At 72.5% G+C, this 12,502-nt stretch carries 11 protein-coding genes and 1 tRNA gene; 7 read left to right on the forward strand and 5 right to left on the reverse strand.

Annotation, left to right across the window (positions count from 1 at the left end):
- Positions 1 to 72: 72 nt before the first annotated feature.
- The 3 genes from TK50_RS01840 to TK50_RS01850 form a co-directional block, all read right to left on the reverse strand.
- Entirely contained in the window at positions 73 to 879 is an 807-nt protein-coding gene (locus TK50_RS01840; RefSeq protein ID WP_043963664.1) for a WecB/TagA/CpsF family glycosyltransferase, read from the reverse strand.
- A complete protein-coding gene (locus TK50_RS01845; RefSeq protein ID WP_043963666.1) occupies positions 876 to 1,949 on the reverse strand; it encodes an NAD-dependent epimerase/dehydratase family protein in 1,074 nt (357 codons plus the stop codon). The genes TK50_RS01840 and TK50_RS01845 overlap by 4 nt, the downstream gene beginning before the upstream one ends.
- Positions 1,950 to 2,077: 128 nt before the next feature.
- Positions 2,078 to 2,163: transfer RNA gene (locus TK50_RS01850), tRNA-Leu, on the reverse strand.
- A 207-nt stretch (positions 2,164 to 2,370) separates the two neighbouring features.
- Here TK50_RS01850 and TK50_RS01855 point away from each other — a divergent pair.
- From TK50_RS01855 to pknB, 7 genes are read left to right on the forward strand one after another with little or no spacing between them, the layout of a single operon-like run.
- Positions 2,371 to 3,171 (forward strand): FhaA domain-containing protein, encoded by an 801-nt coding sequence (locus TK50_RS01855; RefSeq protein WP_043961072.1) that lies wholly within the window; start codon positions 2,371 to 2,373, stop codon positions 3,169 to 3,171.
- Positions 3,172 to 3,177: 6 nt separating this feature from the next.
- Positions 3,178 to 3,666 carry an FHA domain-containing protein FhaB/FipA gene (locus TK50_RS01860; RefSeq protein WP_007073875.1) on the forward strand — a complete coding sequence of 163 codons (489 nt, stop codon included), beginning with the start codon at positions 3,178 to 3,180 and terminating at the stop codon, positions 3,664 to 3,666.
- Entirely contained in the window at positions 3,663 to 5,087 is a 1,425-nt protein-coding gene (locus TK50_RS01865) for a PP2C family protein-serine/threonine phosphatase (RefSeq protein ID WP_043961073.1), read from the forward strand. The genes TK50_RS01860 and TK50_RS01865 overlap by 4 nt, the downstream gene beginning before the upstream one ends.
- A 30-nt stretch (positions 5,088 to 5,117) precedes the next feature.
- Entirely contained in the window at positions 5,118 to 6,611 is a 1,494-nt protein-coding gene (locus tag TK50_RS01870; protein ID WP_043961074.1) for an FtsW/RodA/SpoVE family cell cycle protein, read from the forward strand.
- Entirely contained in the window at positions 6,608 to 8,113 is a 1,506-nt protein-coding gene (locus tag TK50_RS01875; RefSeq protein WP_043961075.1) for a peptidoglycan D,D-transpeptidase FtsI family protein, read from the forward strand. The genes TK50_RS01870 and TK50_RS01875 overlap by 4 nt, the downstream gene beginning before the upstream one ends.
- A gap of 1 nt (position 8,114) precedes the next feature.
- Complete coding sequence (locus TK50_RS01880) at positions 8,115 to 9,587, forward strand: serine/threonine-protein kinase (protein WP_043961077.1); 1,473 nt, start codon at positions 8,115 to 8,117, stop codon at positions 9,585 to 9,587.
- A complete protein-coding gene (gene pknB / locus TK50_RS01885) occupies positions 9,584 to 11,410 on the forward strand; it encodes a Stk1 family PASTA domain-containing Ser/Thr kinase (RefSeq protein ID WP_043961078.1) in 1,827 nt (608 codons plus the stop codon). Before TK50_RS01880 ends, pknB begins: the two co-directional genes overlap by 4 nt.
- Before the next feature lie 159 nt (positions 11,411 to 11,569).
- Here pknB and TK50_RS01890 read toward each other — a convergent pair whose 3' ends face one another.
- A complete protein-coding gene (locus TK50_RS01890; RefSeq protein WP_043961079.1) occupies positions 11,570 to 12,220 on the reverse strand; it encodes an aminodeoxychorismate/anthranilate synthase component II in 651 nt (216 codons plus the stop codon).
- Between the two features lie 2 nt (positions 12,221 to 12,222).
- A complete protein-coding gene (locus TK50_RS01895; protein ID WP_043961080.1) occupies positions 12,223 to 12,501 on the reverse strand; it encodes a hypothetical protein in 279 nt (92 codons plus the stop codon).
- Position 12,502: the final 1 nt, after the last annotated feature.

The raw sequence follows: 12,502 nt of genomic DNA on the forward strand, positions 1-12,502 counted from the left end.
CGACGCCCGCCGAATCCGGGTCGGCCCCCTGTTCGTCCCGCAGGCCCGTCCCGTAGGGGTCGCGCGGGCGGCCTAGACGGCGAAGGTGGCGGGGCGCTCGGTGGCCGGGGTCGGCGGCTTCGCCTTCCACAGGCCGGTCTTCTGCGCCGCCAGGCGGGCCAGGTAAGCCGGGTTGAGGATGACGTACCGCCGCCAGAGGCGCTTCGGCTCCAGGCCGAGCCGCCAGAACCACTCCAGGCCGGCCCGCTGCATCCACGGCGGCGGGTTGCGCAGCAGCCCCGCGTGGTAGTCGAAGGCCGCCCCGACGGCCATCATCGGCATGTCCAACAGCGGACGCATCGCGTACGTGAAGACCTCCTGCCGGGGGCAGCCGAGCCCCACCAGGACGAGCCGGGCCCCGCTGGACCGGATCCGGTCGGCGATCTCGGCGTCTTCGCCGGGCTGGACGGCGCGGAACTTCGACGGCTCCACCCCGGCGATCTTCAGCGCCGGGAACATCCGCTCCAGGGCGGGGATCAGCCGTGACAGCGTCTCCTCCGTCGAGCCGTACAGGTAGACCGGCAGGCCCTCCTCGGCGAAGCGGCGCAGCACGTGCAGGGTCAGCAGCGGGCCGTAGACCCGGTCGGCCAGGTTGGCGTGGTGCAGCAGGTTGAGCGCCCAGCGCACCGGCTGCCCGTCCGGGGTGACCACGTCGAACGAGTTGAGCCGGGCGTTGTGGGCCGGGTCGAGCACCCCGGTCATCACCCCGTGCACGGCGAGCGCGGTGAGCGCCAGCGGACTCCGCTCGTGCGCCGCCGCCACCACCCGCTCGGTCGCGGTGGCGTAGTCGGTGGCGTCGACGAGGACGCCGAGAACGTTGCGCTTGCTGCCGTCGGTCATGCCCCGGGCACCCACTTGTCCACGTTGGCCTCGTAGATCTCGCGCATGATCATCGGCACGTCGTAGACCTGCTTCCAGTCCGGGTAGTCGGCCTGGAACGCCTCGTTGGAGCCGATCCACCACTTGTGGTCGCCGATCCGGTTCGCCTCGACGTACTCGGTGATCATCTCCTGGCCGGTGATCTGCTCGGCCAGGGCGAACGCCTCCCGGTTGGAGGTGTTGGAGTGCCGGCCGCCGCCGAGGTTGTAGACGGCCGCCGAGCGCGGGTTGCGGAAGAACGCCTCGAACGCCGACACCACGTCCGAGCTGTGGATCGCGTCCCGGACCTGCTTGCCCTGGTAGCCGAAGATCTTGTACGTCCGGCGCTCCATGTTGGCGCGCATCACGTACCCGAGGAAGCCGTGCAGCTCGGTCGCGGAGTGCGCCGGGCCGGTCAGCGTGCCGCCCCGGAAGCAGGCGGTGCGCATCCCGAAGTAGCGACCGTATTCCTGCACCATCACGTCGGCGGCGACCTTCGACGCGCCGAAGACCGAGTGCAGGCAGGCGTCGATCGACATGTCCTCGCGGATGCCCTGCTCGTACGGGTGCCCCGGCTCGATCTCCCAGCGGGACTCCAGCTCGACCAGCGGGAGGCTGTTGGGGCGGTCGCCGTACACCTTGTTGGTCGAGCAGTGGATCACCGGCGCCTCGATGCAGTGCTCGCGCACGTTCTGCAGCACGTTGAGGGTGCCGCCGGCGTTGACGTCGAAGTCGGTGAACGGGTCGCGCACCGCCCAGTCGTGCGACGGCTGCGCGGCGGTGTGGATCACCACGGCGATGTCGCGGCCGTACCGGGCGAAGAGCTTCGCCAGCGAGTCGCGGTCGCGGATGTCGATGCTGTGGTGCGCGTACGCCCCGCCGAGCTCCTCGGCCAGCCGCCGGACGTTCCACGCGGTCGACGCCTCGGCGCCGAAGAACTCCTGCCGCATGTCGTTGTCGATGCCGACGACGTCGAGACCGAGGCCGGCGAAGTGCCGGACCGCCTCGGAACCGATCAGGCCGCCCGACCCGGTCACCAACGCGACACTCACACGCCACTCCTGGTCCATCGGAGGCAGGGAAACGATCGGAGCATAGCGTGACGTCCGGCACCCACCGGATGGGACGCCGGGCCCCACGGAACGGCGAAAGGGCCCCGCGTGCTGCGGAGCCCTCGCTCTGGTGGGGAAGGGGGGAGTTGAACCCCCACGCCCTTTCGGGCACACGGACCTGAACCGTGCGCGTCTGCCATTCCGCCACTTCCCCGTGGCTTGACCCGGAACACTTTAGCCTGCCCCGGATCCGCTGTCTCCAGCGGCCCGGCACATCCTACGGTGTCCCTGGCCTGCGCCGCGACCGGTTACCGTTCGTGGCGGACGAAACTGTAGCACGGGGGAAAGGGCCCGTTCGAACGGGCCGGCGACGGCCGGCCGAGCGGCGTGTGAGCTGCGCGCGCGCCGGCCGGATACCATCATGTCCTCGGGACCCGAGGAGGAGCCGGTGAGCGTGCTGCAACGCTTCGAGAAGCGTCTGGAAGGCCTGGTGGAGGGAGCCTTCGCCAAGGTCTTCAAAGGGGTGGTCCACCCCGTGGAGATCCTCAACGCCATGCAGCGGGAGGCCGAGGCGCACAAGGCGATCCTGGCCGGCGGGCGCACGTTGGTGCCCAACCGCTACGTGATCGATCTCTCGCCCTACGACCACAACCGCCTGGCGCCGTACGCCGCCGCCCTGGCCCAGGAGCTGGCCCAGTCGCAGGCGGAGTTCATCGGCGAGCAGGCCTGGACGGTCTACGGCGACGTGATCGTCGAGATCGAGCGCGGCGAGGGCCTCGACACCGGCATGTTCCGGGTCACCGCCGAGGTCTACACCGGTGGCGACGTGGCACCGGTCTCCGCGCCGGGCTACGACCAGGGCGGCTACGACGCCGGCCCCGCCTATCCGGCGTACGACCAGGGCGGCGGCTACGGCCCCCCGCCGGGGCACGGCGGCGGGCGCAACGTCCGGCTGGTCTCGGGCGACGGCCGCACCTACCCGCTCCAGATGGGCTCGACCGTGATCGGCCGGGGCGACCAGGCCAACCTGCGCCTGCCCGACGTCGGGATCTCCCGCCGACACGCCCGGCTGGACTTCGACGGTGGTCAGGTCGTGCTGACCGACCTCGGCTCGACCAACGGCACGATGGTCAACGGCCAGCGGGTCTCCGCCGTCGCGCTCAACCCCGGCGACATGATCCAGCTCGGCACCACCACCCTGACCTTCCGCGTGGACGGCTGATCCGCCTTGCCGGAACTCGTCATCACCGTCGCCCGGTTCGGGTTCCTGATCCTGCTGTGGATCTTCGTCTTCACGGTGGTCGGCGTCATCCGCCGGGACCTGTTCGCCGGTGCCCGGTCGGGCCGGCTGGTGGCCGCGCCCCGGGCCGTGGGCGCCTCGACCGGCCAGCCGCAGGCCAAGCCGGCCAAGGTGAAGCGGGGCAGGGCCGCGCACCAGCTGGTGGTGACCGCCGGTCAGCTCGCCGGCACCCGGATCACCCTGGGCGAGGCGCAGATCACCATCGGTCGGGCCGAGGATTCGACCCTCGTCATCACCGACGACTACGCGTCGGCGCGACACGCCCGGCTCGTGCCCCGCGACGGGCAGTGGTTCGTCGAGGACCTCGGATCGACTAACGGCACCTACCTCGATCGCGCTAAGGTCACCGGACCAACCCCCGTCCCCCTCGGCGTGCCGATCCGCATCGGGCGCACCTCTCTCGAATTACGGCCATGACTCTGACCCTGCGCTATGCGGCCCACAGCGACCGCGGTCTGATCCGAGACGGTAACCAGGATTCCGTCTACGCCGGGCCGCGGCTTCTCGCCGTCGCCGACGGCATGGGCGGCATGGCCGCCGGTGACGTCGCCAGCAACATCGTCATCGGTGCCATGGCGCCGCTCGACGAGGACGTCCCCGGTGACGCCCTGGTCGACGCGTTGCGTTCGGCCGTGGGCACCGCCAACCAGCAGCTCCGCGACACCGTGGACGCCAACCCGCAGCTGGAGGGGATGGGCACCACGCTGACCGCGACCCTCTTCTCCGGCACCAAGCTCGGCATGGTCCACATCGGCGACTCGCGGGCCTACCTCCTGCGCAACGGCGAGTTCGCGCAGATCACCAAGGACGACACCTACGTCCAGATGCTCGTCGACGAGGGCCGGATCAGCGCCGAGGAGGCGAGCAGCCACCCCCAGCGCTCGCTGCTCACCCGGGCGCTCGACGGCCGCGACATCGACCCGGAATACAGCGTCCGGCAGGTGCTCCCCGGCGACCGCTACCTGATCTGCAGCGACGGCCTCTCCGGCGTGGTGAGCGCCGAGACCATCGCCGACACCATGCGGGAATACACCGACCCCCAGCAGTGCGTCGAGCGGCTCGTCCAGCTCGCGCTGCGCGGCGGCGGCCCGGACAACATCACGGTGATCATCGCCGACGCCACCGACCGGGACATCGTCGAGGCGAGCCCGATCGTCGGCGGCGCCGCCGCCCGGGACCGGGGCATGGCCACCTCCGCCGACGTCTCCACCCCCGCCGCGCGCGCCTCCGCGCTCTCCGCCCCCCGGCCGCCCGCCCCCGAGGAGCCGGCCGACGACGACGGCGACGACGACCGCCCGAAGCGCCGCCCGCTGCGCACCGCGGCGATGACCCTCGCCCTGCTGGTCATCCTCGGCGGCGCGTTGCTCGGCGGGTGGACGTACACGCAGCGGCAGTACTACGTGGGCGCCACCGAGGACGGCCGGGTGGCCGTGTTCCGGGGCGTGCAGGGGCAGATCGCCGGCCTCGACCTCTCCGCCGAGCACTCCGTCAGCCCCGCCCGGCTCGACGACCTCACCCTCGCCGCGCAGGAGCAGGTCAAGCAGGGCATCCCCGCCCGCGACGAGCCCGACGCCGAGCGCCGGCTGGCCGAGCTGACCAGCGACGACCCGCTGAACCCCAACCTCAAGCCGGTCTGCCAGCCGACCCCGACGCCGAGCCCCGAGGCGACGACGCCGGAGCCCACGAGGTCCCCGGTCAAGCCGGGGGCGACCCGTACGGCCTCCGGCAGCGCCCGACCCGTCGACACCCCGACCCCCGCGCCCACCGAGACGCCCGACGTGCTGCCCTCCGACACGGTTCCGCCGGCCGACCCGGCCGGGTGCCGGTCGCCGGAGTGAGCGTCGGCTGAGAAACCCGAGGACACCTCCGTGACCGCAGCCGCCGCACCGGCCGCCTCGCCCGCAACGACGGGCGAGCAGCCCGGCGTACGCCTGGCCCGGTCGCGGCGCAACGCCGAACTGTCGTTGCTGCTGCTGGCCCTGGTGATCGTCGCCGCGTACGGCGCGACGGTGGAGGCGACCGTGCTCGACACGGTCACCCCGGACTTCTGGGTCCCCACCGCCGTGCTGGCGGGCGTCTTCCTCGCCCTGCACGTCGTCATCCGGTTCCTGGCCCCCTACGCCGACCCGGCCCTGCTGCCGGCGGTGGCGCTGCTCAACGGCATCGGGGTGGGCTTCCTGCGCCGGCTCGACCTGGCCCGGGCCGCCCCCGCCGACCGGGAGTCGCTGGCGATCTTCGCCGGCAACGGCGGTCGCCAGTTCGCCTGGACGCTGGCGTCGGTGATGCTCGCCGCCGGCCTGCTGGCGCTGATGCGCGACCACCGGTCGGTCTCCCGGTACGCCTACACGCTGGGCCTCGCCGGCATCGTGCTGGTGATGATCCCGGCGGTGCTGCCGGCGAAATACTCGGAGATCTACGGCGCGAAGCTGTGGATCATCGTGCCCGGGGTGGGGCAGATCCAGCCGGGTGAGTTCGCCAAGCTCGCGCTGCTCGCCTTCTTCGCCTACTACCTGGTGCGCAAGCGCGAGGTGCTGTCGCTGGCCAGCCACCGGTTCCTCGGCATCGACTTCCCGCGCGGGCGGGACCTGGGGCCGGTGCTCGCGGTCTGGGCGCTGAGCGTGCTGGTGCTCGTCTTCGAGAAGGACCTGGGCACCTCGCTGCTCTACTTCGGCATGTTCGTGGTGACGCTCTACATCGCCACCGAGCGGGTGAGCTGGCTGCTCATCGGCCTGATCCTGTTCTTCGGCGGCGCCTACCTCGCGTACGTGCTCGGCGGCGTCGTCGGCGGGCCGTTCGCCAACTTCCACCTGCGGGCCCAGATCTGGCTGGACCCGTTCGCCGACCCCTACCAGGACGGCTACCAGCTCGTCCAGGGCCTGTTGGCGCTGGGCAGCGGCGGCCTGTTCGGCGCAGGGCCGGGCGGCGGGGAGCCGCTGGAGATCCCCGAGGTGCAGAACGACTTCATCTTCGCCGGCATCGGCGAGGAGATCGGCCTGTTCGGCCTCTCCGCGCTGCTGGTGGTCTACCTGCTCATCGTGGAGCGGGGCCTGCGGGCCGCGCTCGCCGTGCGGGACTCGTTCGGCAAGCTGCTCGCCGGGGGCCTCGCCTTCACCCTCGGCCTCCAGGTCTTCGTGATCGTCGGCGGGATCAGCAAGCTCATCCCGCTGACCGGTCAGACCACCCCGTTCCTCTCCGCCGGTGGCTCGTCGCTGATGGCGAACTGGCTGCTCATCGCGGTGCTGCTGCGGGTCTCCGACGCGGCCCGCCGCCCGGTGACCGGTGGCGGCGGCCCGGCGGCCCGACCAGGGGGCGGCCCACCCGAGCAGTTGCACGGTGCCCCCACGGAGGTGATCCGGCCGTGAACGCACCCCTGCGCCGCGTCGGTGTCGTCGCGATGGTCCTGTTCGGTCTGCTCTTCGCGAACCTGAACTGGATCCAGGCCTACAAGGCCGACGAATACCGCAACAGCGACTACAACGGCCGGGTCCAGGTGGCCGAGTACGAGCGCAAGCGCGGCAACATCGAGGCCGGTGGCACGGCGCTCGCCACCAGCAAGGAGACCGGCGGCAAGCTGCGGTTCCTGCGTACCTACCCCGGCGGCGAGAAGTACGCGCACGTCCTCGGCTACAAGCCGGTCAACCTCGGCGACACCGGCATCGAGCGGGTCGAGAACGACTTCCTCGCCGGCACCAGCGACGCGCTGATCGCCAACCGGATCAAGGACATGTTCACCGGCGACGAGACGGGCGGCGGCAACGTGCTGCTGACCCTCTCCAAGCGGGCCCAGGACGCCGCGTTCAACGGGCTGTCCAACAACCAGGTCGGGGCGAAGAAGGGTGCGGCGATCGCGTTCGACCCGCGCACCGGCGCGGTGCAGGCGCTGGTCTCCATGCCCAGCTTCGACCCGAACCCGCTGGCCAGCCACGACACGGACGAGGCGACGGCGGCGTACAACAAGCTGGAGAGCGCCGAGGGTGGCCCGCTGAAGAACCGGGCGCTGTCGGAGGTGCTGCCCCCGGGCTCCACCTTCAAGATCGTGGTGGCCGCCGCCGCGCTGGAGAACGGCATCGGCAAGAACACCCAGATCTCGGCCGGCCCCAGCTACACCCCGCCGACCTCGGGCACCCCGATCCGCAACGCGGTGCCGTCGATCTGCCCGGAGTCCGAGGTCAGCCTGATCAGCGCGGTCACCGAGTCCTGCAACACGGGCTTCGCCAAGCTCGGCGTGGAGCTCGGCGCGGACAGGGTGAAGGAGAAGGCCCGGCAGTTCGGCTTCGAGCAGGACGACCTGACCGTCGGCCAGCTCGGTGAGGGCGGGCTGCCGGTGGCGGCCAGCCGCACCGGGGCCATGCAGGGCCCCGACGGCAGCACCGACCCGGCCGCGTTGGCCCAGTCCTCCATCGGCCAGCGGGACGTCAAGATGACCCCGCTGCAGGGGGCCCTGATCGCCGGGGCGGTCGCCAACGGCGGCAGCCAGATGCGGCCCTACCTGGTGCGGCAGCTCCTCGCACCGGACCGCACCACCAGCTACTACACGGCCAAGCCGCGCGAGCTGCGCCAGCCGGTCAGCGGGCAGGTCGCGTCGGACCTGCGCGACATGATGGTGAGCGTGGTGGAGAACGGCACCGGCCGCAACGCGAAGTTCAACGGCTACACCGTCGGCGGCAAGACCGGCACGGCCCAGTCGGGCCCGCAGACCCCCGACCACGGCTGGTTCATCGGCTTCGCCCTGGACTCGAAGGGCACCCCGGTCTCCGCCGTGTGCGTGGTGCTGGAGGAGGCGGGCAGCGGCGGCAGCGCCGAGGCGGCCCGGATCGCCGGCAAGATCATGCAGGCGGCGGCCGCCGACTCCGGGGGGCGCTGACATGCTCAGCCCCGGGGTCCAGCTCGGCAACCGCTACCGCCTCGACGAGCGGATCGCCAGCGGCGGCATGGGCGACGTGTGGCGCGGCACCGACCAGGTGCTGGGCCGCACGGTCGCCGTGAAGAGCCTGCTCCCGGCGCTGCTCGACGACCCCGACTTCGCCGAGCGCTTCCGTGGCGAGGCCCGCACCATGGCCACGATCAACCACCCCGGCGTGGTCGACGTCTACGACTTCGGCCACGACCAGCAGATCGCCTTTTTGGTGATGGAATACGTGGAGGGTGACGCGCTCTCCTCGACGCTGGGCCGGGTCGGCCGGCTCACCCCGGCGCGCACCATGGCCCTGCTCGCCCAGGCCGCCGACGCGCTGCACGCGGCGCACTGCAAGGGCATCGTGCACCGCGACGTGAAGCCCGGAAACCTGCTGGTCCGGCCCAACGGCACCCTCGTGCTGACCGACTTCGGCATCGCCCGGTCGGAGCTGGTCGCCCAGCTCACCGCCGCCGGCTCGGTGCTCGGCACCGCCTCCTACATCTCCCCCGAGCAGGCCACCGGCGCGGTGGCCACGCCCGCCTCCGACGTCTACGCCCTCGGCGTGGTCGCCTACCAGTGCCTGGCCGGCCGACGGCCGTTCGAGGGCGACAACCCGCTGGAAATCGCCATGAAGCACGTCCGGGACACCCCCCGGCCGCTGCCGGCGGACATCCCGCCCCCGGTGCGGGCCATCGTCGAGCGGGCCATGGCGAAGGACCCGGCCGCCCGCTGGCCCAGCGCCGCCGCCCTCGCCGGGGTGGCCCGGCAGGCGAAGCTCGCGCTCGGGCAGCAGTCCCGTGGCGGCGGTCACGTAGGGCAGGTCTCCGCCGCCCCGGCGTCCCCGGCCGGCCCGCAGGCGCGTGCCCAGGTGCCGCCCGCCTCCCGGCAACAGCCCCGGCCGCCCGCGGTGGCGCAGCGCCCGGTGCCGACCTCCGGCCCGCCGCAGCAGCGCCCGGTCCCGACGTCGGCCCCGCCCCAGCCGCGTCCCCCGGTCACCCACCAGCCCCGCCCGCCCGTTGTGCACCAGCAGCCTCACCCGCCGGCCGGCGTGCCCCGTCCGCCGGTGGCCAACCAGCCGGCCTACCCGCGCGGCGCGGCGACCGTGCCGCCGCCGGCCCCGGTCCGCCAGGCCAACCCCCTCGCGTACGCCCGCCAGCCCGGCCCGCCCCCGGCCCCGCCGCAGCGGTCCAGGTCAGGGGCGGTTTGGCTGTTCATCCTGGTGGCCACACTGGTCCTGCTCTGCTCCGGCGTGATTTCCTACAACCTGCGGAAGAATGCGGCAGCCGGTGACCCCGGCGGGTCCGGTGCCCGGGCCGCGGCGTCCGGCGCGCTGCAGGCCGGTGGGCGCGACGATCCGTCCGGGACGCCGTACCGTCGAGTGGAACGACTCCTGCCGGGCGGCGGCGAGACGACGACGAGCGAAGGACGACAGACGCGATGACAGCGCAGGCCCGCCTGCTCGGTGGCAGGTATCAGGTCGGCGAGCTGCTCGGCTACGGCGGCATGGCCGAGGTGCACCGCGGCCGTGACCTCCGGCTCGGTCGCGACGTCGCGATCAAGATGCTCCGGGCCGATCTGGCCCGCGACGCCACCTTCCAGATGCGGTTCCGCCGGGAGGCGCAGAACGCCGCCTCGCTCAACCACCCGGCCATCGTCGCGGTCTACGACACCGGCGAGGAGACGGGGCCGACCGGCGAGACGCTGCCGTTCATCGTGATGGAGTTCGTCAACGGGCGGACCCTCAAGGAGGTGCTCGGCGTCGAGGGGCGGCTCCAGCCGCGCCGCGCGCTGGAGATCTGCGCCGACATGTGCGCCGCGCTGGAGTTCAGCCACCGGCACGGGATCATCCACCGCGACATCAAGCCCGGCAACGTCATGCTCACCCAGACCGGCCAGGTCAAGGTGATGGACTTCGGCATCGCCCGGGCGCTGGCCTCCGGCGCCACCACGATGACGCAGACCAGCGCGGTCATCGGCACGGCGCAATACCTTTCGCCCGAGCAGGCGCGCGGCGAGGCGGTCGACGCCCGCTCCGACGTGTACGCCGGCGGTTGCGTGCTGTTCGAGCTGCTCTGCGGCCACCCGCCGTTCGTCGGGGACAGCCCGGTCAGCGTGGCGTACCAGCACGTGCGGGAGGCCCCGCCGACGCCGAGCGACATCAACCCGGACGTCAACCCCGCCGTCGACGCGATCGTGCTCAAGGCGCTGTCGAAGAACCCCCTCAACCGCTACCAGAGCGCCGGCGAGATGCGGGCCGACCTGCTCCGCGCGGCGGCCGGCCGGCCGGTGCTCGCCACCCCGGTGATGCGTGAGGCCGAGACCGCGCCGATGTCGGCCGCCGGGTCGGGCTACCCGACGCAGGTCGTCGGCGGCGCGGCCACCCGGCAGCAGATGCCGGCCCGGGTCGGCGACCCGCGCCAGCGCCGGGCGTCCTCCTGGGTGATCGCCACCTTCGCCGCGCTCGGCGTGCTCGCGATCATCGCCCTGGTCACCGCCTACGCGATGAGCCGGGGCGGCGCCGAGAAGATCGCCGTCCCCGACCTGACGGGCCAGACCCAGGCGGCGGCGGTGGCCCAGCTCGAACAGGCCGGCCTGGTCCCCGCCGTCGGCGACCCGATCGCCAACAGCACCTGCAAGAAGGACACCGTCGCGGCGCAGCAGCCGCCGCCGACCACCCAGCTGGAGAAGGGCCGGGGCGTCACCATCCAGATCTGCTCCGGCAAGCCGGAGGTGACGATCCCCAACGGGCTGGTCGGCTCCCAGTTCGACAACGTCGAGCAGCAGCTCGAGGCCCTCAAGCTCGAAGTGGTCAAGAAGGAGGTCAGCAGCTCCTCGCCGGAGGGGATCGTCACGAACGTCTCCCCGAAGTCCGGCACCAAGGTCGCCGAGGACAGCAAGGTGACCGTGGAGGTCTCCCGGGGCAACGTCCGGCAGGTGCCGAACGTCGTCGGCTCCTCGGCCGACGACGCCAAGCGCGAGCTGGAGCAGGCCGGTTACGTGGTGAAGATCGTCGACGGCGACGAGGTCCCCGCCGACCAGGCCGGCAAGGTGTCCGGCCAGAACCCCCGGGGCGGCACGGAGCTGGAGCGGGGCAAGCGGGTCACCATCGAGGTCGACATCCCCGAGCCCACCCCCGAGCCGACCGAGCCGACGGGCAACCCACCCGTCACGCCGACACCGACCCCGCCGATCGACGGCGGGGGTGGCGGCAACGGCGGCGGTTTGCCCTTCCCGACCCCGCCGGTCCGCCTCAACCAGGACTGACGCCGGCCGAGGCTCGTCGATCAACGCGTTCGCCGACCGGTGAGCGCGTTGATCCACACCCTGCCGGCGACACGCCGTCGTCCATTGGGCCGGATCGCCCCGTTTCGCCGACAGACAGCTCCCAGCCAGCGCCGCTCAGCGCGGGGAACCGGGAGCCGGTCAGGCGGCGGCGAAGGCGGCGCGGCGGCGCGCGTCCACCTCGGCGGCCAGCGCCGGGGCGCGCTCCAGCGCCTCCGGGTGGCCGCAGGCGGCGAGCCAGTTCGCCAGCATCAGGTGACCGCCCTCGGTCAGCACCGACTCCGGGTGGAACTGGACGCCCTCGATCGGCAGGGTGCGGTGCCGCATCGCCATCACCACCCCCGAGCCCGTCCAGCCGGTGACCTCCAGCTCCTCGGGCAGGGTCTCGGGCAGCACGGCGAGCGAGTGGTAGCGGGTCGCGGTGAACGGGTCCGGCAGGCCGGCGAGCACCCCGACGCCGTGGTGGCTGACTTCGGAGGTCTTGCCGTGCAGCAGCTCGGGGGCGCGGGCCACGGTGGCACCGAACGCCTCGCCGATGGCCTGGTGACCCAGGCAGACGCCGAAGATCGGCAGTTCGCCCGCGTACCGGCGGATGACGTCGAGGCAGATGCCGGCGCGGTCGGGGCTGCCCGGCCCCGGGGAGAGCAGGACGCCGGCCGCGCCGACCCGCCCCACCTCCTCGACGTCGATCTCGTCGTTGCGCCGCACCTCGCAGTCCACCCCGAGCTGGCCGAGATACTGCACGAGGTTGAAGACGAACGAGTCGTAGTTGTCGATCACCAGGACGCGCATCGTCACCTGCTCGGAGAGGGGGGCGGGGTGTTGTTCTGCTCGGTGTCGTACGGCAGGTCGTGCTCGTCGCCGGCCGGCGGGGCGTTGCCGTCCACGCCTGAGCCGCCGCCCGGCACCCCGGAGTCCTGGGTGACCTGCACGTCGTCGAAGGGGAGCAGCGGCTCCGCCCACGGGAAGACCACGTACCAGAGCAGGGCCACCGTGGCGGTGGCCAGCAGCAGTGAGCCGATCAGCTTGCCGGGCACGCCGAGCGGCAGCTTGCGCCAGATCCAGGCGTACATC

Origin of the sequence: Micromonospora haikouensis, from assembly GCF_000876225.1 — a bacterium.
GTDB lineage: Bacteria > Actinomycetota > Actinomycetes > Mycobacteriales > Micromonosporaceae > Micromonospora > Micromonospora haikouensis.

What these genes read in the sequence shown, in the direction of transcription:
- TK50_RS01840 (WP_043963664.1), bottom strand. Translation starts at nt 879, where the DNA reads ATGACCGACGGCAGCAAGCGCAACGTTCTCGGCGTCCTCGTCGACGCC.
- TK50_RS01855 (WP_043961072.1), top strand. Translation starts at nt 2,371, where the DNA reads ATGTCCTCGGGACCCGAGGAGGAGCCGGTGAGCGTGCTGCAACGCTTC.
- TK50_RS01865 (WP_043961073.1), top strand. Translation starts at nt 3,663, where the DNA reads ATGACTCTGACCCTGCGCTATGCGGCCCACAGCGACCGCGGTCTGATC.
- TK50_RS01880 (WP_043961077.1), top strand. Translation starts at nt 8,115, where the DNA reads ATGCTCAGCCCCGGGGTCCAGCTCGGCAACCGCTACCGCCTCGACGAG.
- pknB (WP_043961078.1), top strand. Translation starts at nt 9,584, where the DNA reads ATGACAGCGCAGGCCCGCCTGCTCGGTGGCAGGTATCAGGTCGGCGAG.
- TK50_RS01890 (WP_043961079.1), bottom strand. Translation starts at nt 12,220, where the DNA reads ATGCGCGTCCTGGTGATCGACAACTACGACTCGTTCGTCTTCAACCTC.
- TK50_RS01895 (WP_043961080.1), bottom strand. Translation starts at nt 12,501, where the DNA reads ATGTACGCCTGGATCTGGCGCAAGCTGCCGCTCGGCGTGCCCGGCAAG.